Annotated in this window: 15 protein-coding genes; 8 read left to right on the top strand and 7 right to left on the bottom strand. The window is 73.1% G+C overall.

The features are described 5' to 3' along the window. Nucleotides 1-5: 5 nt before the first annotated feature. From IEY56_RS26650 to rsmH, 4 genes are read right to left on the bottom strand one after another with little or no spacing between them, the layout of a single operon-like run. A complete protein-coding gene (locus IEY56_RS26650; protein WP_229712228.1) occupies nucleotides 6-1,802 on the bottom strand; it encodes a UDP-N-acetylmuramoyl-L-alanyl-D-glutamate--2,6-diaminopimelate ligase in 1,797 nt (598 codons plus the stop codon). A 36-nt stretch (nucleotides 1,803-1,838) separates the two neighbouring features. Then, nucleotides 1,839-3,917: a penicillin-binding transpeptidase domain-containing protein gene (locus IEY56_RS26645; RefSeq protein ID WP_229712227.1), complete on the bottom strand. Its 2,079-nt coding sequence runs from the start codon at nucleotides 3,915-3,917 to the stop codon at nucleotides 1,839-1,841. After that, nucleotides 3,914-4,285: a cell division protein FtsL gene (gene ftsL / locus IEY56_RS26640; RefSeq protein ID WP_189039839.1), complete on the bottom strand. Its 372-nt coding sequence runs from the start codon at nucleotides 4,283-4,285 to the stop codon at nucleotides 3,914-3,916. Before ftsL ends, IEY56_RS26645 begins: the two co-directional genes overlap by 4 nt. Continuing rightward, nucleotides 4,282-5,277 carry a 16S rRNA (cytosine(1402)-N(4))-methyltransferase RsmH gene (gene rsmH / locus IEY56_RS26635; RefSeq protein WP_189039838.1) on the bottom strand — a complete coding sequence of 332 codons (996 nt, stop codon included), beginning with the start codon at nucleotides 5,275-5,277 and terminating at the stop codon, nucleotides 4,282-4,284. Before rsmH ends, ftsL begins: the two co-directional genes overlap by 4 nt. A gap of 327 nt (nucleotides 5,278-5,604) precedes the next feature. On the opposite strand from rsmH, the gene IEY56_RS26630 reads away from it, so the two are divergent. The 4 genes from IEY56_RS26630 to IEY56_RS26615 all read left to right on the top strand — a co-directional run bounded on the left by IEY56_RS26630 (nucleotide 5,605) and on the right by IEY56_RS26615 (nucleotide 11,168). After that, a complete protein-coding gene (locus tag IEY56_RS26630) occupies nucleotides 5,605-6,180 on the top strand; it encodes a beta-class carbonic anhydrase (protein WP_189039837.1) in 576 nt (191 codons plus the stop codon). A 73-nt stretch (nucleotides 6,181-6,253) separates the two neighbouring features. Beyond that, nucleotides 6,254-7,285 (top strand): AAA family ATPase, encoded by a 1,032-nt coding sequence (locus IEY56_RS26625; protein WP_189039836.1) that lies wholly within the window; start codon nucleotides 6,254-6,256, stop codon nucleotides 7,283-7,285. Beyond that, nucleotides 7,285-8,778 carry a DUF58 domain-containing protein gene (locus IEY56_RS26620; protein ID WP_189039835.1) on the top strand — a complete coding sequence of 498 codons (1,494 nt, stop codon included), beginning with the start codon at nucleotides 7,285-7,287 and terminating at the stop codon, nucleotides 8,776-8,778. The genes IEY56_RS26625 and IEY56_RS26620 overlap by 1 nt, the downstream gene beginning before the upstream one ends. Further along, entirely contained in the window at nucleotides 8,775-11,168 is a 2,394-nt protein-coding gene (locus tag IEY56_RS26615) for a transglutaminase TgpA family protein (protein WP_189039834.1), read from the top strand. The genes IEY56_RS26620 and IEY56_RS26615 overlap by 4 nt, the downstream gene beginning before the upstream one ends. Nucleotides 11,169-11,518: 350 nt before the next feature. Here IEY56_RS26615 and IEY56_RS26610 read toward each other — a convergent pair whose 3' ends face one another. From IEY56_RS26610 to IEY56_RS26600, 3 genes are all read right to left on the bottom strand, one after another. Continuing rightward, entirely contained in the window at nucleotides 11,519-11,938 is a 420-nt protein-coding gene (locus IEY56_RS26610; RefSeq protein WP_189039833.1) for an SCO2097 family morphological protein, read from the bottom strand. A gap of 290 nt (nucleotides 11,939-12,228) precedes the next feature. Then, nucleotides 12,229-12,990, bottom strand: a complete 762-nt coding sequence (locus IEY56_RS26605; RefSeq protein ID WP_189039832.1) for a methyltransferase — start codon at nucleotides 12,988-12,990, stop codon at nucleotides 12,229-12,231. 199 nt (nucleotides 12,991-13,189) lie between these two features. Then, entirely contained in the window at nucleotides 13,190-13,846 is a 657-nt protein-coding gene (locus tag IEY56_RS26600) for an SAV_6107 family HEPN domain-containing protein (RefSeq protein WP_373292200.1), read from the bottom strand. Between the two features lie 314 nt (nucleotides 13,847-14,160). Here IEY56_RS26600 and IEY56_RS26595 point away from each other — a divergent pair, with 314 nt between their 5' ends. From IEY56_RS26595 to IEY56_RS26580, 4 genes are all read left to right on the top strand, one after another. Continuing rightward, nucleotides 14,161-15,024 (top strand): ATP-binding cassette domain-containing protein, encoded by an 864-nt coding sequence (locus tag IEY56_RS26595; protein WP_189039830.1) that lies wholly within the window; start codon nucleotides 14,161-14,163, stop codon nucleotides 15,022-15,024. Continuing rightward, on the top strand, nucleotides 14,996-17,077 hold the full coding sequence (locus IEY56_RS26590; RefSeq protein ID WP_189039829.1) for a YhgE/Pip domain-containing protein: 2,082 nt from the start codon (nucleotides 14,996-14,998) through the stop codon (nucleotides 17,075-17,077). Before IEY56_RS26595 ends, IEY56_RS26590 begins: the two co-directional genes overlap by 29 nt. 28 nt (nucleotides 17,078-17,105) lie before the next feature. Next, nucleotides 17,106-17,825 carry a TetR/AcrR family transcriptional regulator gene (locus IEY56_RS26585; protein WP_189039828.1) on the top strand — a complete coding sequence of 240 codons (720 nt, stop codon included), beginning with the start codon at nucleotides 17,106-17,108 and terminating at the stop codon, nucleotides 17,823-17,825. Nucleotides 17,826-18,224: 399 nt separating this feature from the next. Further along, nucleotides 18,225-19,706 (top strand): phytoene desaturase family protein, encoded by a 1,482-nt coding sequence (locus IEY56_RS26580; protein ID WP_189039827.1) that lies wholly within the window; start codon nucleotides 18,225-18,227, stop codon nucleotides 19,704-19,706. Nucleotides 19,707-19,843 lie beyond the last annotated feature (137 nt).

The following is a 19,843-nucleotide window of genomic DNA, read 5'->3' as shown; positions in this document are numbered from 1 at the left end:
CGGTCTCAGGCGTCTGTCCCGTTGGTAGGGGTTCTCGGCGGCATGGCGGCAGCTGCCGCCGCGCCTGCCTCTTCCTGCTTCAGCCGGATGGCCTCACGCAGCACAGCGATGTCGTCGAAGGGGCGTACGACACCCGCGATGTCCTGGCCCAGCTCGTGGCCCTTGCCCAGGACGAGCACCGTGTCGCCGGGCTCGGCGCGGGCGACGGCGAGGCGGATCGCGGCGCCCCGGTCCTCCTCCATCACCACGGTGCCGCGCTCGTAGGCGGGCACCTCGGCGGCACCGGCCAGCATGGTGGCGAGGATCGCGAGGGGGTCCTCGGAACGGGGGTTGTCCGAAGTCAGCACGGCGGTGTCGGCGAGCCGTGCGAGAGCCGAGCCCATGGCCGGGCGCTTGTGCGGGTCGCGGTCGCCGCCGCAGCCCAGGACGGCGTGCACGCGCCCGTCGGTGACCTTCCGCATCGCGTACAGCACGGATTCGACGGCGTCGGGTTTGTGCGCGTAGTCCACGATCGCGAGGTAGTCCTGGCCGGCGTCTACGCGCTCCAGCCGGCCGGGGACGCCCGGCACGGACGCGATGCCGTCGGCCGCCGTCTGCGGGTCGATGCCCGCGACGACGAGGGCCGTCAGGGCGGCGAGCGCGTTCGCGACGTTGAACGGCCCCGCGATCGGCGCGGCCGCGCGCACCGACTCGTCCTTGGGGCCCACGGCCGTGAAGGTGGAGCCGAGCGGCCCCACCTGGACGTCCTCGGCCCGCCAGTCGGCGTCGGGGTGGCCCTCCGCGGAGAACGTGGTGACGGGGACCTCGGACTCGGTCAGCAGCCGCTGCCCGTACTCGTCGTCGAAGTTGACCACGCCCGCACGGGAGCGGGCCCGGGTGAACAGCTGCCGCTTCGCCCGGAAGTAGTCCTCCATGTCCGGGTGGAAGTCCAGGTGCTCGGGGCTGAGGTTGTTGAAGACGGCGACGTCGAAGACGCTTCCGTCCACGCGGCCCAGGACCAGCGCGTGGCTGGAGACCTCCATGGCCACGGACGTCACGCCGCGCTCCCGCATCACCGCGAAGAGGGCCTGCAGGTCGGTCGCCTCGGGTGTCGTGCGCTCCGACTTCAGCCGCTCGTCGCCGATGCGGGACTCGACGGTGCCGATCAGCCCCGTCAGGTCGCCCGCCTTCTCGGCGGCCTTACGGAGCCCGCCCTCGATGAGGTAGGCCGTCGTCGTCTTCCCGGAGGTGCCGGTGATGCCGATCTGCAGCAGGTCCTTGCCGGGCTCTCCGTAGATCGCGGCGGCCAGCGCGCCCATGCGGCCGCGGGGGTCGGGCACCGTCAGAACCGGCAGGCCCGTCGCCGCGGAGCGCTCGGTGCCCGCGGGGTCGGTCAGCACGGCTACGGCGCCGAGGCTGGCGGCCTGCGAGGCGAAGTCGGCACCGTGGAACCGCGCGCCCGGGAGCGCCGCGTAGACGTCGCCCGGCCGCACGGCGCGCGAGTCGTGGGTGATCCCGGTCGCCGCGGCGTCCTCCGTGCCCGCGGGGGCATCGGTCTTCAGCTGGAGGGCCAGCTCGGCGAGCGGCACGGGCCGGACGTGTGCGGGGCGGGGCGGGCCCGACGAGACGTCTGTCGTCGGCTTCGGGGCCGGCTCCGTGGTGGGAGCGACCGCGCGGCCCCCCGCCGAAGGCGAGAGGGAGTTCTGATCAGCTTGTGGCACGGCGGTGAGCGTACCGGGCGCGGAGGGCGTGCCGCGAAGCGAGGGGCTCCCCGGAGGGGCTGCGTCCGGCCCGTCGTGCTGGTTCTGAGCGTCCGTTCCCACCTGATGTACGTCCCCTCTGCGCCCGGTCTCCGTGGCTCATCGGCCCTTTTTCTTCTTGCTGTCCTTCTCGGCGCTGACGGGCAGCGGGTCGGCCTTTGCTCCGGTCGGGGGGATCTGCAGGCTTTTCAGGGCGAACTTCATGACCTGCTTGTAGACGGGCCCGCACACGTCGCTGCCGAAGTAGCTGCCCTTCTTCGGATTCTGCACCGCGCAGTAGACCGTCACCCGCGGCTTGTCAGCGGGGGCGAAACCCGCGAAGGACGACGTGTACCCCTTGTACCGGCCGGTCTTGGGATCGACCCGGTTGGCCGTACCCGTCTTGCCCGCGACCCGGTACCCGGGGATCTTGGCCGTGGTGCCCGTTCCCTCCATGTCGCTGACGACCGACTCCAGCATCCGGGCGAGCGTCCCGGCCGTCTTCTCGCTGACGACGCGGCGGCTGTCCGGCTTGCGCGCCGGGGTGTAGACGCCGTCGGGGCCCGTCGTGCCGCGCACGAGTGAGGGCACCTTGCGGACGCCGCCGTTGGCGATGGTGGAGTAGATCGAGGCCGCCTGGACGGCGTTGAGGGACAGGCCCTGGCCGAACGGGATCGTGTACTGCTGCGACGCGCTCCACTTCTCGGGACGCTCGAGGATGCCGGAGGTCGCCCCGGGCAGCCCGAGCCCGGTGGGCCTGCCGATGCCGAAGTCGCTCAGATAGCGGTGGAGGACCTTGTTGGCCTCCTTCTGGGTCTTCCCCAGCTGCTCGGTGGCGAGGATGGTGCCGATGTTGCTGGACTTGGCGAGGACACCGTTCAGCGTCAGCTTCCAGGTCTCGTGGTCGACGTCGTCCGCGAAGGCGCGGTCGGCGCGCTTGAGGCGGTTCGGGACGGTCACCTTCGTCAGCGGCGTGGCCCTGCCCTCCTCGAGGACCGCGGCCATCGACATCAGCTTGCTGGTCGAACCGGGTTCGTAGACGTCCTGCGCCGCGGCGTTGCCCAGGGCGGCCGGGTCCGCGCGGGAGATGTCGTTGGGATCGAAGCCGGGGGCGCTCGCCATCGCCAGCAGTTCACCCGTCCGGGTGTCCTGCACGACCACGTAGCCGCTGTCCGCGTCGGATTCCTCGATCTGCTCCCCGATGGCCTGCTGGGCCGCCCACTGGATGTCGCGGTCGAGGGTGAGCTGCACGTCCGCGCCGGCGCGGGCGGGGCGTTCCCGCTTACCCGCCGTGGGGACCTGGCGGCCGCCGGACTGGGCGTAGGTGATCTTCCCGTTCCGGCCCGCCAGCTTCTTGTCGAGCATGGCCTCGACGCCCGCGCCGCCCTTGCCCTCGGAGTTGACGAACCCGAGCACGGCGGAGGCCAGTTCACGGTTGGGGTAGACGCGCTTCGGGTGCTTCTCGCGGTAGACGCCGGCCAGAACGTCGGCGGTGGCCTTCCCGGCCTTCCCCGCGTTCTTGCTCGCGGCCGCCTCGGACGCCTCCGCGGCGACCTTCCGCTTCAGCTTCCTGATCTCCTGCCAGGTCCGCGGCGTCTGCTGCCGCGCGAGCAGCACGTAGCGGGTCTTCTTCCGGGACAGCTTCCTGGTCAGTTCCTGCTCGTCCTCGTGGAGCACGGGGGCGAGGAGGGCCGCGGCGCGCTCCGGGGCGTCGCTCACGCCGGTCTGCTTGGACGTGAACAGGTACGGGTCGGCTGTGACGTCGTAGGCGTCGACCGTGGTGGCGAGGGCGGCGCCGTCCCTGGAGGAGATCGTGCCGCGCTCGGCAGCGAGCGGCACCGTGATGTACCGGTTGACGGCGGCCTTGTCGGCGAACGCGCTGGCGTCGACGGCCTGCACCTGCAGCAGCCGCACGGTGAACGCCAGCATCACCACCGTCAGGCCGAAGGCGATCAGCCGCAGACGCGGACGGGCACGCGCCAGCCGCAGCCGGCCGCCCTGGGGCGGCAGAGGAGCCTTGGCGCCGACGGCCTTCGTACGGCCTGCCGCCTTCCCGGCGGACTTGCCCGGCGCGGACCTGCCCCCCGGTCCCCTGCCCTTGCTCCCGGCGGACTTGGGCGAGTCGGCGCCGCGCGCGGGGCGGCCCGCACGTGACGCCGGGCGGCCGGTGCGGCGCGGGTCACGCGGGCGTTCGCTCACCGCTCCTCCTGCTTCGGGTCGCCGGTGGCCTTCTCCGGCTTGCCCTTGACCGTGCCGTCCGGCATGAGGAAGGCGGGAGTGCCGCCGGGCACGAGGCCGAGGTCGCGGGCGCGCTTCTCCAGCGCCCCCGGCGCCGAGTAGGAGTCGACCTCCTGCTGCAGCGCCTGCTGCTCGTCGGTCAGTTCGCCCGTCTGCTTCTCCAGCTTGCTCAGCCGGAAGGACCCCTGGTTCACGGCGGCGTTCAGCAGCAGCAGGCCCAGCAGGCCGGCGCCCAGTATCACGACGACCAGCAGCACGAACGGGGTACGGGCCGCGCTCGCTCCGGCCGGTACGAGCCGGGCGAGCCGGGACAGCCGCTGTGCACTCATGCCGTGTGCTCCTCCCTGATGCGCTCGGCGCCCCGCAGCCGGGCGGGTGCGGCGCGGCGGTTCTCGGCGATCTCGTCCTCGGTGGGGAGTTCGGCACCGCGGGTCAGCAGCTTGAGCCGCGGCTGGTACTGCTCCGGCACGACGGGCAGTCCGGGCGGCGCGGTGGTGGTGGCTCCCGCCGTCAACACCCGCTTGACCAACCGGTCTTCCAGCGAGTGGTACGACAGCACGGCGATGCGTCCTCCCACGGCAAGCGCCCCCACAGCGGCCGGAATCGCGCGCTCCAGCGATTCGAGCTCGCCGTTCACCTCGATCCGCAGCGCCTGGAAGGTGCGCTTCGCCGGGTTGCCGCCGGTGCGCTTGGCCGCCTGCGGCAGGGCGTCGCGGATCAGTTCGACGAGCCTCGCGCTGCTCGTCAGGGGCCGCTCGGCGCGCTCCCGCACGACTGCCTCGACGATGCGCTTGGCCTGCTTCTCCTCGCCGTACACGCGCAGCAGCCGGACGAGTTCGCCCGGCGGGTAGGTGTTGAGCACGTCGGCCGCGCTGCGGCCCCGCGTCTGGTCCATGCGCATGTCGAGGGGGGCGTCCTGGGCGTAGGCGAAGCCGCGCTCGGGCTCGTCCAGCTGCATCGAGGAGACGCCGAGGTCGAACAGGACGCCCTGGACGCGCGGCACGCCGAGGCGCTCGAGGACCTCGGGCAGCTCGTCGTACACGGCGTGCACGAGGGTGGCCCGGTCCGCGTAGGGGGCGAGCCGTTCACCCGCGAGCCGCAGCGCCGCCTGGTCGCGGTCCAGGCCGATGAGGCGGGCGGCGGGGAAGGTGCCCAGCAGTGCCTCGCTGTGGCCGCCGAGGCCCAGGGTGCAGTCGACGACCGTCGCGCCGGGCTCCGCGAGCGCGGGGGCGAGCAGGTCGAGACACCGCCGCAGCATCACCGGATTGTGGCGTTCCCGGACTGCGGATTCCTCGTTGGTGGGCTGTTCCTCGGTCGTCATGCGCCCTTTCCTGCCCACGTGCTGCTTGGTCCCCACCCGCTCGAAGGGGAAGTGGCCCGCGGTACCGGGGAAGAGGGGTCCGGAGGCCGGAGCGGGAGGAGGCCGAGCCGCACGTACGCCCAGCGCACGCGGGGAATTCAGCTCCCGGGAGCGTCTCGCCTCCCACTTCGCGCCACTTTAGTCCACTCGTCCCTTCGGTCAACAAGCGCGCAGGCGCGTTGGGAAGGCGCCCCGCGGCCTGTGGGGTGCCTCACAGAACGGCCGTCCGACCGATTCGTCCTCACCCGGATGAAGCCATACGGGCCGAGCCCGTCTAACGTCGTCCCCATGTCGACCTACCAGCGGAAATCTCCGCCATCCTCAGAATCCGCCCTTGACAGCAGGAACGGCGCCGGGACGGTGACGGACCGCCTCGTCGAGGCCAACGCCCACTATGCCGAGGACTTCACCGACCCCGGCATGGACGCCCGTCCGGTGCTCAACGTCGCCGTGGTCGCATGCATGGACGCCCGTATCGACCTGCACGAGGCCCTGGGGCTCGAACTCGGTGACTGCCACACGATCCGGAACGCGGGCGGAGTCGTCACCGACGACATCATCCGCTCCCTGACGATCAGCCAGCGCGCTCTGGGCACCCGCACCGTCGTGCTGATACACCACACCGGCTGCGGAATGCTCAACCTGACGGAAGACTTCCGGCACGAGCTGGAACTGGAAGTGGGCCAGCGGCCGTCCTGGGCCGTCGAGGCGTTCCAGGATCTCGACCAGGACGTGCGGCAGTCCATGCAGCGGGTGCGGACCTCGCCGTTCCTGCTGCACAAGGACGACGTACGCGGTTTCGTCTTCGACGTGAAGACCGGTCTGCTCCGCGAGATCGACCCAGAGATCCCCCGGGAACGGTGACGCGGGGCGCCGCCGGCGTGAAGAATGCGTGTACGAGCAGCAGATGAGCGACGGGGATGGCCGAGGAGTGCCGGTGACGACGTATGACGAGCGAGCGGACCTCAGCGATCTGAGCAGCACGGCGGATCGGGTGCGCCGCTCGATGGAGTCGGTGATCGAGGGGAAACCCGAGGTCGTGCGGCTCTCGTTGACCGTGCTCATCGCTGAGGGGCATCTGCTGATCGAGGACGTTCCGGGCGTGGGGAAGACCATGCTGGCCAAGGCGCTCGCCCGGTCCGTGGACTGTTCTGTGCGGCGCATCCAGTTCACGCCGGACCTGCTGCCGTCCGACATCACGGGCGTGAGCATCTACGACCAGCAGCGCCAGGACTTCGAGTTCAAACCCGGTGCGATCTTCGCGCAGATCGTGATCGGTGACGAGATCAACCGCGCCTCCCCCAAGACCCAGTCCGCGCTGCTGGAGTCGATGGAGGAGCGCCATGTGACGATCGACGGCCACACGTACGAACTACCCGCGCCCTTCATGGTGGTGGCGACGCAGAACCCGGTCGAGATGGAGGGCACCTACCCCCTGCCCGAAGCTCAGCGCGACCGGTTCATGGCGCGGGTCTCCATCGGCTACCCCAGCCCGGCGGCCGAACTGGAGATGCTCGACGTGCACGGCGGCGCCTCACCGCTGGAAGACCTCCAGCCGGTGGCGCACGCCCACGAGATCAGCAAGCTGATCGAAGCGGTGCGCGGTGTCCACGTCGCCGATCCGGTGCGCCGCTACGCCGTGGACCTGGTCGCGGCGACGCGCACGCACCAGGACCTGCGGCTCGGCGCCTCGCCGCGCGCCACGCTGCACCTGCTGCGCGCCGCCCGCGCCGGTGCGGCCCTGGCCGGCCGTGACTTCGTACTGCCGGACGACGTGCAGGCGCTGGCCGTCCCCGTGCTCGCGCACCGGCTGCTGCCCACCGCGCAGGCGCAGTTGAGCAGACGTACGGCAGAGCAGGTGGTCGGCGAGATCCTGCACCGCGTGCCCGTACCGAGCGCCACGCAGGGGGGCGCGAACGTCGCGCCGCCCCCCGACGGCTACGGACAGCAGCCGCCGCGAGGCTACTGATGTCGGAGCGTGCGGCTGCCGGAGCGGACGCCGCCCGTCGAGGGCGCGGCCGGAGCAGGGTGCGCCGCGGCGAGGAGCCTCCGGACGACGGGACCGTGCCCGGCCAGGACGAGAGGCAGCGCGGGCAGCTGCGCACCGCCCTCGCCGGGCTGACGACACGTGGCCGGTCGTTCCTCGCGGCGGGCGTGGCGGCAGCCGTCTGCGCCTACCTGCTCGGGCAGGCGGACCTGCTGCGCGTGGGCATGCTGCTGATGGCGCTGCCCCTGGTCTGCGTGCTCGTCCTCTACCGCACGCGCTACCGCGTGGCCGGGTCCCGCAGGCTCTCCCCCGCGCGCGTGCCGGCCCGTTCGGAGGCACGGGTGCATCTGCGCGTCGACAACGTCTCCCGCCTGCCGACGGGGCTGCTGATGCTCCAGGACCGGGTGCCCTACGTGCTGGGGCCCAGGCCCCGATTCGTACTGGACCGCCTGGAGCCGGGCGGGCAGCGGGAGGTCTCGTACCGGGTGAGGTCCGACATGCGCGGCAGCTACCCCCTCGGGCCCATGCAGCTCCGGCTGACCGACCCGTTCGGGCTGTGCGAACTCACCCGTTCCTTCAGCACGTTCGACACGCTCACGGTGGTGCCGCAGGTCGAGGCGCTGCCGTCGGTGCGGATGTCGGGCGACACGACCGGCTACGGCGACGGACGGCAGAGGTCGCTGGCGCTCGCCGGCGAGGACGACGTCATCCCGCGGGGCTACCGCCACGGCGACGACCTGCGCCGCGTCCACTGGCGTTCGACCGCCCGCTACGGCGAGCTGATGGTGCGGCGCGAGGAGCAGCCGCAGAAGGCGCGCTGCACGGTGCTGCTGGACACGCGCCGCGACGCCTACACGGGCACCGGCCCCGACTCGCCGTTCGAGTGGGCGGTGTCCGGTGCCGCGTCCGTCTGCCTGCATCTGCTGGAGAAGGGCTACGCGGTGCGGCTGCTGACCGACACCGGCACGATGGTGCCCGGCCCCGAGGGCGTCGGCTTCGCCGGTGACTCCTCCGACACGGCCGGACTGCTGCTGGACACCCTCGCGCTGGTGGAGCACTCCGCCGAGCCGGGGATGTCGTACGCCTACGACATCCTGCGCGGCGGCACCGGCGGCCAGGAGGGGCTGCTCGTCGCCTTCCTCGGCGATCTCGACGAGGAGCAGGCGCTCACGGTGGGCCGGATGCGGCAGCGCACGAGCAGGGCGGTCGCCTTCACCGCGCAGCCCGCCTGGGACGGGGAAGACGCCGGCCACGCCCCTGAAGGGACCGTCGGCCCGCCGGGCGGACCAGGGGGCGGAACGCCGTACACCGGTGACGCGACGGCACCGCCGCCGCGTCCCGAGGAGGGCGGGGAGCCCGCACTGCGCGTGCTGCGCGAGTCGGGCTGGACGGCGCTGCGCGGCGGCCCCGGCATCGCCATGTCCGCCCTGTGGCAGGAGGCCGACAACTCGACGGTGAAGGGGCTGGAGCGATGAGCGGACGCGGACGGCTCGCCCTCTGCGCGGCGCTGGCCACGCTGGCAGCGGCCTGCGCGCTGCTGCCGCTGGTGGACCCGGCCACGTGGCTGCTGCAGGCCGCGCTGCTGCTGGGGGGACAGACACTCGTGGGCGCCGCCGCCCGCCGCGTCCCGCTGGCACGTGCGCTGACCGTGGCGGTGCAGGTGCTGGTGTCGCTGCTGATGCTGACGCTTTTCTTCGCCCGCGACGAGGCGCTCGCCGGGATGATCCCCGGGCCCGCGGCCCTGGAGGAGTTCCAGCGCCTGCTGAGCCAGGGCGGCCACGACGTCGGCCGGTACGCCATACCGGCGCCGGTGACGGACGGCATACGCCTCATGCTCGTCGGCGGCGTCCTCGTGATCGGCCTGCTCGTCGACGCGATGGCGGTGACGTTCCGCAGCGCCGCTCCGGCCGGATTGCCGCTGCTGGCGCTGTACTCCGTCGCGGCCGGGCTGGCGCGGGACGGCGCGGCCTGGCCGTGGTTCCTCTGCGCAGCCGGCGGCTACCTGCTGCTGCTGCTCGCGGAGGGACGCGAGCGGCTCTCCCAGTGGGGGCTGGTCTTCACCGACCGGGGACGCCCCGGCGCTCCGCCTGCGCAGCCCGGGTCGGTCGACGGCCCGGCGGTCGCGCCCGTACGGACGGGCCGCCGGATCGGCGCCCTCAGCCTCGGCCTCGCGCTCATCGTCCCGGCGGTGCTCCCGTCGATGGGCAGCGGGCTGCTGGACGCCGCCCGCAACGGCAGCGGCGGGGTCGGCGAGAACGGCGGCACGATCTCGGCGGTGAACCCCCTGGTGGCGCTGCAGGACAGCCTCAACCAGCCCGAGGACCGCACGGCGCTGACGTACACGACCAGCACGCGCGACACGCAGGACATGTATATGCGGATCGTCGCTCTGGACCAGTTCAACGGCGCTTCCTGGAAGCCTTCGGAACGCCGCATAGACGCGGTACCCGATCCGCTGCCGTCGCCCCCGGGTCTCTCCCCCGACGTGGCCACGGAGCGGGTCCGCAGCACTGTCGTGGCGGCCGACTGGTACGCGCAGACGTGGCTGCCCATGCCCTATCCGGCGAGCCGCGTGAACATCGGCGGGTCGTGGCGCTTCGAACCGGAGGGCCGCACGCTCGTCGGCGACCGCGGGGAGACGACCCGCGGAGCGCGCTACGTGGTCGAGAGCATGATGGTGCAGCCGACCGAGCGGCAGCTGCGGCGGGCGGCAGACCCCCCGGAGCCGGTCGCAGAGGAGTACACCAAGGTCCCCGAGTCGCTGCCGACGGTCGTACGCAGCACCGCCCTGCGCATCACGAGCGGCGCGACGAACGCCTACGAGCGGGCGGTGCGCCTCCAGGACTGGTTCGCGTCCGAGGGCGGCTTCACCTACGACACCCAGGCCAAAGCCGGCAGCGGGTCGGCCGCGATCGCCAACTTCCTGAAGTCGAAGGAGGGTTTCTGCGTCCACTTCTCCTTCTCGATGGCGGCGATGGCACGCACCCTCGGGATCCCCGCCCGCGTCGCCGTCGGCTTCACCCCGGGGACCGCCGGGGCGAACGGGCAGATGGCGGTCGGGCTGAAGGACGCGCACGCCTGGCCGGAGCTGTACTTCGAGGGAGTGGGCTGGACCCGTTTCGAGCCGACCCCGACGCGGGGCACCCCGCCGGCATACGCGCAGCCGGACACCCCCGACCCGAGCGAGAACCCCGCCGAGCAGCTGCCCGACCGCGGTCAGAGCGCGGAGCCGACCCCCACGCCGTCCGAGTCGGACGAGTGCACTGCGGAGGAGAAGCGGCTCGACCCCGAGTGCGGCCAGGCCGCCCCGCCCCCGGACAGCGGCGGCACGGACGACGGTGCCCCGGTCGGCAGAGCGGCGGGGGTGGCCGCGCTGGTGCTGCTCGCGGTGGGTGTGCCTCTGCTGCCGATGCTGTGGCGCAGACGCCTGCGGGCGCGGAGGCTGCCCGCCCGTGCCGCCCCCGGAGCCGATCCGGGGGACGCCGTCCTCGCGGCCTGGCGTGAACTCGTCGACACCGGCTGGGACTACGGGGCGGTGCCGGAGGACTCGGCGACTCCGAGGAAGGCGGCGGAGCGCATCGCCCGCATCGGCGACCTGGAGCAGGAAGCGGCGGAGGCCGCGTACCGGGTGGCCCTCGTCGTGGAACGGGTGCTGTACGCGCCCGGGCCGCAGGAAGGGGCGGAGGTGCGTGCGGACGTGCTCGAGGTGAGCCGGGCGCTGCGGGAGGCCGCCCCCCGCGGCCTGCGGATCCGCGCACTGCTGCTGCCGCCCTCGTCCATTCGGGTGATATGGCGGGTGACGGGGCGGCTGACGCGGATGCGTGAGCGGTGGACGGCGGCCCTGCGCGTGCGCTTCGCCAAGTAGGCCGGCCGGCTCCTCTTCGAGCCCCTGTCCCGGCGCCTGCCCCGGTCCGCGCCCTCGGCGGCGACCCGCGGGGGCTGCCGGGCGGGGGCCGGGGCCGATCGGGCCGCTGCGGCTTGGGGCTGGGATCCTCGGGGGTGGCCGATCTGGGCCCTCGGCTGGGCCGGGGCCGACCCCGAGGGACCCGGCCGCGCGCCTGTACGGTCCGCCCGTCAGCAGCGGCAGTCCGGCATCACGACATGGCTGTGGGGCTTCCTTCCGCGGTACGGAAGGAAGCCCCACAGCCATGTCACGTAGGAGGACGTCGCTTTCGGCGCTGTACTCGCCGGCTCACCGGCCGTGTGCCCCAGGGGCTACTGGCCTTCGTCGCGGCGGCGCTGCCACCGCTCCTCGATACGGTTCATCATCGAACGCCGGGCGCGTGGCTGACGGCGGGTGGGGGCCCCGCTGCTGCCTCCTCTGCTGCCCTGGGCAGCTCCCTGCTCCTGCTGCTCGCCGTTCTTGGGGGCTTTGCGCCAACCGGTCACCGCGAGCACGGCGCAGCCGAGCATGACGAGGAAACCGACGACGCTGATCCAGATCTGCTGCGCGACCATACCGGCCATGAGCAGCGCGATGCCCACCAGAAAGCCTGCGACGGCTTGGTAGACCCGCCTGCGGGTGTACCTGCGCAGCTCACTTCCCTCGAGCGCTGTCGCGAACTTGGGATCTTCGGCGTACAGCGCTCGCTCCATCTGCTCGAGCATGCGCTGCTCGTGCTCAGAGAGCGGCACGGAGTCCTCCTACTCGTCGGTCGCGGGGGCGACCGGATGCGACCATCCAAGGATAGGCAGGGAATCGCCCCCGTGAAACCCGCCCCTCTGCGCCAATACCTCTCACCAGGGCCGAGACGGCGGACGTGAGCGCGAGACCGTTCAATTCGTGCATTCCCGCACCGCCTTTCCGCCATGCCGAACCGCGTGCACCGATCATACGGCGGTCAACAGCTGATCGGGTGAGCTCCGATGCACTGCTGCGCCTGCCCGGTGGTCGCCGCCCCGTGGCGCGAGGGGGCCTTCGCTGTTCACCCGCCGTGGTACCGCGTCTCGGCGAGGACATGCAGCTGACTCGCGACGGCCTGGAAAGCGGGAAGTTCGGACGCCGCCGCCTCCAGTTGCGACAGCGCCGCCTCCGCGTCCGGCTCGGTGTCGATCAGGGCTCCGGGGACCAGATCGGCGAAGACCCGCACCCCGTGCACCGCACCGGCCGTCATGCCCGTGGCCTCGATCAGCTCCGTCAGCTGCTCCGCGGTGAACCGGCGCGGCATCGGGTCGCTCTCGCCCCAGCGTCCGTCCGGTGCCGTGAGCGCGTGCCTCGCCTCCGTGAAGTGGCCCGCGATGGCGCGCCCCAGCACCGCGCCGCCGAGGCCGGCCGCGAGGAGACTGAGCGTGCCCGCTCCGGGGCGCAGCGCAGCGACGACGTTGCGCAGGCCCTCGGCGGGATCGTCCATGTACTCCAGGACTCCGTGGCAGAGCACCACGTCGTAGCCGCCGCGCTCGACGACGTCGAAGAGACCGTGGGCGTCGCCCTGGACTCCCCGCACCCTGTCCGCGACACCCGCCTCCGCCGCGCGGCGCTCCAGGCCGAAGAGGGCGTCGGGACTCGGGTCGACGACGGTGAGCCGGTGTCCGAGTTCGGCGACGGGCACGGCGAAGTTGCCGGTGCCGCCGCCCGTGTCCAGTACGTCCAGGGACTCGCTGCCGGACGTCTTGACCCGCTGGTCGAGAGCGCCCCGCAGGACGTCCCAGACCACGGCGGTGCGGAGTGATGCGCTGGGGCGGGACATTGGACGGTGCTCCTCGGCGGCTCAGGGGCGTGCAGGCCCCACCCTATTGCCTTCGTGCGCCCTGCCGATCCCCCTGAGCACGCAGGCCCGCTACCGCCCCGGCCCGTACGGACGGTGCGGCGGCCGCCGTGGCACGGCAGCGCGCCGCACGGCCGCCGTGAGGGCCGGTCTGCACGGCGGCCCGCCACGGACTCCGGCGTCAGCCCGCCCGCTTCCGCGGTTGCCCCGCGCGGCTGCTCCTGGTCCGTATTCGCCCCGAAGCGCGGCCCGCGATGGGCTGGGCAAGGCCTGCCGGCCCGTCCGGTGCGCCCGCTCCGCCCTGCTCGTCGTCGGCCGGGGCGACGCGCGGCTGCGGCAGCGCCGGCTGCGAGACGAGCATCCGCTCCACGAGCCGCAGGAAGACCTCGGTGTCGCGTACGAGGTCGTCGGCCTCGCGCTTACTGACCGCGCCCCGGATGCCGGCCTCCGCCCGCGCCCGCTTCGGGGCGCCGGAGGCGAACAGCAGGCACCACTCGGACAGTTCGGGAGCCGCCTCGGGAAGCACCTCCCATGCGCTGCGGATGGCGCGCCTGCGCCGCTCGCTGCTCTCGGGCCGGCCGTGGACGGCGAGCACCGCCGCGGCGGTGCGCAGTGCCGCCAGGTGCGCGATGGCGTACCGCTCGTTCGGCGTCTCCATCGCCGCCGCCTCGTCCAGGCCGTGCTGTGCCTGGGCCAGCAGGTCCAGAGCGGCCGGCGGGGCGGCCGCGCGGCGCAGCACTGGATGGACGTCGCTTGCCGGTGTCGCCTGTGAGGAGTTCGGGGGCGCTCCCCGAGGATGTCGCCGCACGGGAACCAACCTCCTGTCGTCGTCTGGCACTTCGCCGGTTCGGCCGTATGTGCCCATCGTGGAGGACACCACTGACAATCGGCCCTGACCTGCGCAAACACCCGCCGCTGCGGCGTGACCTCCCATCTCGGGGCAGTTCGGGCTCCGGGCCCTCCCGGACGCCGCCCCATGCCGCTCCGGGTTCCGCTCGCGCCCGCCCCCGTACCGGGGCCCGCCGTTACTCAAGGGGGTGCCCGGAGGGGAGCGTTGCATGGTCGGGCATACTTTTGAACTGACCAGTCAGTACAAAAACTGCGCGACGGTACGACGCGGTGCGCGCGGCGGAGAGCGGAGAGGCGGAAGACATGGGCGATGCGCCGGAGGAACCCCGGCCCGGCGACGGCTCGGGTGGCCGCGCGGGGGCTGAGGTACGTGCTGAGGACCTCGGCCTGACCGGCCCCCGGGGAGAGGTCTTCGCGGACATCTGCTTCGCCGCGCCGGCGGGATCGCTCATCGCCCTGGAGGGCCCGTCCGGTTCGGGGCGCACCTGCCTTCTGCTGGCGCTCACGGGGCGGATGAGGACGACCTCCGGCCACGCGGTCGTGGGCGGGCACCGCTTGCCCGGTGAGCTCGCAGCCGTCCGCCGTGTCAGCGCGCTCGGAGCCGTTCCGGGGGTGACCGACCTCGAGCCCGGCCTGTCCGTCGCCGAGCAGCTGCGCGAACAGATGCTGCTGCGGCGGCGGTTCGACGGTTCGCTGCGTGCCCTGTTCACCCCGCCCGCCCGTCGCGCCGCGGCCTCCCGCGCACGCCTCGACGCCTCGCTGTCCGCCGCCGGTCTCGACCTGGACTCCCTGCCGAAGGGCCCGCGCACGCTCGTACGGGACCTGGAGCGGCTGGAGAGCCTGCGGCTGTCCGTCGCGATCGCGCTGCTGGGCGAACCGCGGCTGCTCGCAGTCGACGACGTCGGGCTGAAGCTCGCGGATGACGAAGCCGGACAGGCCTGGTCGCTGCTGCGCTCCGTCGCCGAGGCGGGGACGACGGTTCTCGCGGCGTGCAGTCAGGCGCCGGGCGACGCGCTCACGGTGTGCACGGGCCGCGCGCCCGCAGGCGCGAGCCGGAACTCGTCCGCAGGCCGGGGAGCCGGGAACGAAGAGGGACCGGCCCGCGAGCCGGGCACGACCACGGAGGGGGATGCGGCGGATGCGCTCGCCGAAGCTTGCCGCGCTTGAGCTCAAGCGCTTCGGGAGGGGAAGGCTGCCCCGTGCGGCGATGGCGGCGATGATGCTGCTGCCGCTGCTCTACGGCGCGCTCTACCTGTGGTCGTTCTGGGACCCGTACGAGCGTCTGGACAAGGTGCCGGTCGCGCTCGTCAACGACGACAGGGGCAGCGAGGCGGACGGCGAACGGCTGGACGCCGGCGACTCGATCGTCGAAGGGCTGCGCGAGAGCGACACGTTCGACTGGCGCGAGACCGACGCCGCAGACGCACGGCGAGGCGTCGAGGACGGGCGCTACTACCTGTCGCTGACCGTGCCCGCCGACTTCAGCGACCGCGTGGCCTCCAGCTCGGGCAGCGATCCGCGGACCGGCGCCCTGAAGGTGCGCACGAACGACGCCAGCAACTACATCGTGGGGCAGATCTCGCGCACCGTCTTCTCGGAGGTACGGGCCGCCGCCTCCGGCAAGGCGTCGCGCGGCTTCTACGACAGGATCTTCGTCTCCTTCTCGACGCTGCACGACCGGACGGCGAAGGCCGCGAAAGGAGCCGACAAGCTCGGCGACGGCATCGGCCGGGCCAGGAAGGGCACCGGGGAGCTCGAGGACGGCCTGGGCAGGGCGGAGAAGGGCAGCGGCACGCTCAAGAACGGCACGCGGCGGCTGCACAGCGGCGCGGGTGAGCTGAAGAAGGGCTCGCGGCAGGTCGCCGACGGCACGCGGAAGCTCGCGACGAAGGTCGACGGAGTCGCGGGCAAGGTCCGCCCGTTCCTCGACGAGCACGGTGACGACATCGGCAAGGCCGCTCGCGACGTCGCACGCCTCAGCGGAACCCTGCGGGAGAACCTGGACGGTCTCCCCGAGAGGACGGGCAAGGTGGCCGCCGACGCCCGGAAGGCCGCCGACGCCCTCGCCCGCCTCCACCGGGTGCGCTGTGGAGGGCCCGTCGAACTGGACGCCTCCTGCCCGCAGTTGAAGAAGGCGGTCACTGCGGCGCGTACCGCGGCCGACGTCGCGGAGGATGTCGACGGCGTCGTGCGCGAGCAGACGGACCTCGACCGTCTCGACGCCCGCCTGGCGAAGCTCCAGAAGCAGGCGAACGCCCTGGCCGACCGGGCACCGCACCTCGCTGAGGACATGGACGCGGCGGTCGCGAAGATCCACAAGCTCGACCGGGGCGCCCACAAGGTATCCGCGGGAGCGGCCAAGCTGGACGCGGGGCTCGTTCGCGCCCGGGACGGCGCGGCGCAGCTCGATGCCGGCCTGGGACGGCTGTCGGACGGCGCGAACACGCTGAACGGCGGGATGTACCGGCTCGCCGACGGTTCCTCGCAGCTGTCGCACGGACTGCACGAGGGCGCGAAGAAGATCCCCGACTACGGCGAGAAGGAGCGAGACGAGCGTACGGACGTGATGTCCGACCCCGTCGGCCTCTCCTCCGCCAAGGCGCATGCGGCGCCCAACTACGGCACGGGATTCGCGCCGTACTTCATTCCGCTCGCGCTCTGGGTCGGTGCGATGATCGCGTACATGCTGCTCCAGCCGCTCAACAAGCGTGCACTCGCCGCCGGCGCCCCGGCCAGGCGCATCGCCCTGGCGGGCTGGCTGCCGGTCGCGGCGATAGGTGTCGCACAGACGGGCGCGCTGATCGCGGTGCTGCACTGGGGGCTCGGACTGCAGTTCGCACGGCCGGCGGCCGCCGTCGGCTTTCTGGTTCTGGTCACGGCGTGCTTCACGGCCGTGGTGCAGCTGCTCAACGCCCGCTTCGGGCCTGCCGGGCGCATCCTCGTCCTCGCAATGCTGATGCTGCAGCTGACGTCGGCCGGCGGGACGTATCCGATACAGACCAGCCCGGGGTTCTTCAACGCCGTTCACCCCTACCTGCCGATGAGCTACGTCGTCGACGGGCTGCGTCACCTCGTCACGGGCGGCGATCCGTGGCCGGTCTGGCGGGCCTGCCTGGTGCTGCTGGCCTTCACCGTGAGCGCGCTCGTACTGACCGCGTGGACGGCGCGGAGCAAGCAGGTGTGGACGCTGGACCGCCTGCACCCGGAGATCGCCCTGTGAGCCGCGCCGCGCGAGGAGGACCGGACCGATGACGAGCACCACCCCGGACGGCGGGCCGGGGCCCGGCGGCGCGCGCAACGCGCACGCCGCCAGCGGTAACAGCGGGAGCCGGAGCGGTGGGAGCGGCGGCGCGCGCGTCCGCCGCAACCGCGGCTCGACCCGCCAGAAGCTGTTCGGCGCGGCGGTCACGCTCATCGCCGAACAGGGCTTCTCCGCCACGACGGTGGAGGAGATCGCCGACCGGGCCGGCGTCGCCAAGGGCACCGTCTACTACAACTTCGCCAGCAAGAACGAACTCTTCGAGGAACTGCTGCGGTACGGCGTGGAGTTGCTCACCGCCGACCTGCGCGAGGCTGCCGAGTCGACCGCGCGGGCCGGGGGCGGGCGGGTCGACGCACTCGATGCCATGGTGCGCGCCGGGCTGGCCTTCATCGACCGCTACCCCGCCTTCACGCAGCTGTACGTGGCCGAGCTGTGGCGGACGAACAGGGCGTGGAACTCGACGCTGGCGGTGGTACGTCAGGAGGCCGTCGCCGTGGTGGAGGAGCAGCTGCGGGGCGGAGTCGAGGAAGGCGAACTGAGCGGCGAGATCGACATCTCGCTGACGGCGTCCGCCCTCGTCGGCATGGTGCTCGTGGCGGCACTGGACTGGAAGGCGTTCCAGCCGGAGCGCTCCCTCGACGACGTGCACGCGGCACTGTCCCTGCTGCTGCAGGGACGGGTCGGGGGGTGTGCACGGCCCCGGTAGCCGAGGCGGTGCCCGCAGTGGCTGCGAGCGTCCGCCCGGGCGACCCGGTTCGAGGGGCCGCGCACGGTCTTCCCCCACTCCCCCGTTTCCCCGTTCCCCCGCGGGCCCCCGTGACCCGCGTTCCCCCGGCAAGGGGTGCTGCCCCGTTCCGCCACCCCGTGTCGGCGGTGCCGGGGCAACTCCCCTTGCTGTGCGCATCACTCTGCCCTCCCGGTGCGGCGCCGCCCATCCGCTCGGATACTCAACTGCTCCACTGAGTAGCGCTACTCAGCCGTCCGCGCTCCCGCCCGGGCGGAGAACACCAGAGACATGCGCGCGGCCCGGCCGCGGCGGGCAGCGGACGCCCGGCAGGGGCACCGCCCGAACCGCGCTCGGGGCGCCCGGCTAAAGTCCCTCGTCATGGCACGTATCGCGGTGATCGGCGCCGGCCTGGGCGCACTTGCGGCGTCCGCACGGCTCGCCGTGGCGGGGCACGAGGTGACGGTCCACGAGCGCACCGGCACGTACGGAGGCGGGGTGCGCGGCTACGAACGGGACGGATTCCGCTTCGACACCGGTCCCGGGGTTCTGCACCTGCCCGCCGTCTACCGCGACCTGTTCGTCAAGACCGGACGCGAACCGCTGGAGGAGCGCGTCGGCCTCGTACAGCTCGATCCCGCCGTGCGGCACGTCTTCCCGGACGGCACCACGGTGTCGCTGCCGCACGCCTCCCGCGCGGGCACCGTCCGGGCGCTGGACGCGGCGCTGGGCCCGGGGACCGGCGGGCGCTGGGCGGACCTGCTCTGCCGGGCCCGTGAGGTCTGGGAAGCCACCAGGCGGCCCCTCCTGGAGGAGCCGCTCAGCGCCGTCGGGCCGCGGACGCACGGGTCCGTCCCGGACCGCGACCCGTATCCCGCGCTGCGCGGCCGGGGCCTGCTGCGCCGTCGCGCCCCCACCCTCGCGGAGGTCGCCGCCGACGAACTGCGCGACCCCCGGCTGAGCGCCATGCTGAGCAGCTGCGCCGACGCCTACGGCCTCGATCCGCGGACGGCCCCAGCGAGCGCGACGGTGCTGCCCTACATCGAGCACACCTTCGGAAGCTGGTACGTGCGCGGCGGGATGCGGGCGCTCGCCCAGGCGCTGTACGAGCGCTGCCTCGAGCGCGGGGTGGGCTTCAGGTTCGACTCGGAGGTGACGGCCGTACGCGAGGAGGGCGGCCGGGTGACGGGTCTGTGCCTGGCCGCGTCGCCCGACGTCTACGCGGACGCCGTGATCGCCGGCTGCTGGTGGCCGCCGGACCGGAACGGCGCGCCTGCCGGGACGGACGGAGCGGCCCTGGCGGCTGTCCCCGCCCGTTCACGCCTCACGGTGCTTCTCGCGCTGCGCGGCGGACGTCCCGCCGAGACCGTGCACCGCACCGTCGTCCACCGAGCGGACGCCCCCGGGCAGCCCCTGACCGTGCTCCGCCCCGACGACGCCTCTCTCACACCGGACGCCGCGCACGAGACTGCCGTGCTGTCGGTCTCGGTCGGCCCCGAGGGGGTCCCCGGGCAGGCGGAGGCGGAGCGGCTGGCCGGAGAGTTGGTCGCCGCGGCCGACGCGGCAGGACTGGGGCTGGGACCGCGGACGCTCTGGCGCGAGGTCCGCACGCCCCATCACATCGAGGCGGAGACGGGAGCCCCCGCGGGGCTCGTACCCGCGCCCGCTCTCGCCGGATCCGCGGGCGGCAGGCGAGGCGGGAGCGGCACGGAACGCCGTCCGCCCAACAGGACGGCGACGAAAGGCTTCTACAGGGCCGGCGGCTGGGCGCACCCGGGGGGCGGGCTCGCTCACGCGGGCATGTCCGGCGCGCTCGTCGCGGGGCTGATCGTGGAGGGCGACGACTGGCGCGGCTCGCACTGACGGGGCCGTTGCCTCATGCGGTTCGAGCCCCGCTCGCACCGGACGTGCGGCCGCCCTAGGTGTATTGCCCCGTGAGGTTGGGGACGCGGCTGGCGGGTGGTTGGCCGCCGAGCGCGGTGTGTGCGCGGTGGTGATTG

The organism is Streptomyces daqingensis (genome assembly GCF_014645895.1).
Taxonomy (GTDB): Bacteria; Actinomycetota; Actinomycetes; order Streptomycetales; family Streptomycetaceae; genus Streptomyces; species Streptomyces daqingensis.
This window is presented reverse-complemented; position numbering and strand designations above follow the sequence as displayed.

Excerpts from the sequence above, each read along its gene's own strand:
- IEY56_RS26615 (WP_189039834.1), top strand. The coding sequence starts at position 8,775 with ATGAGCGGACGCGGACGGCTCGCCCTCTGCGCGGCGCTGGCCACGCTG.
- IEY56_RS26605 (WP_189039832.1), bottom strand. The coding sequence starts at position 12,990 with ATGTCCCGCCCCAGCGCATCACTCCGCACCGCCGTGGTCTGGGACGTC.
- IEY56_RS26580 (WP_189039827.1), top strand. The coding sequence starts at position 18,225 with ATGGCACGTATCGCGGTGATCGGCGCCGGCCTGGGCGCACTTGCGGCG.
- rsmH (WP_189039838.1), bottom strand. The coding sequence starts at position 5,277 with ATGACGACCGAGGAACAGCCCACCAACGAGGAATCCGCAGTCCGGGAA.
- ftsL (WP_189039839.1), bottom strand. The coding sequence starts at position 4,285 with ATGAGTGCACAGCGGCTGTCCCGGCTCGCCCGGCTCGTACCGGCCGGA.
- IEY56_RS26595 (WP_189039830.1), top strand. The coding sequence starts at position 14,161 with ATGGGCGATGCGCCGGAGGAACCCCGGCCCGGCGACGGCTCGGGTGGC.
- IEY56_RS26585 (WP_189039828.1), top strand. The coding sequence starts at position 17,106 with ATGACGAGCACCACCCCGGACGGCGGGCCGGGGCCCGGCGGCGCGCGC.
- IEY56_RS26630 (WP_189039837.1), top strand. The coding sequence starts at position 5,605 with ATGTCGACCTACCAGCGGAAATCTCCGCCATCCTCAGAATCCGCCCTT.
- IEY56_RS26620 (WP_189039835.1), top strand. The coding sequence starts at position 7,285 with ATGTCGGAGCGTGCGGCTGCCGGAGCGGACGCCGCCCGTCGAGGGCGC.
- IEY56_RS26590 (WP_189039829.1), top strand. The coding sequence starts at position 14,996 with ATGCGCTCGCCGAAGCTTGCCGCGCTTGAGCTCAAGCGCTTCGGGAGG.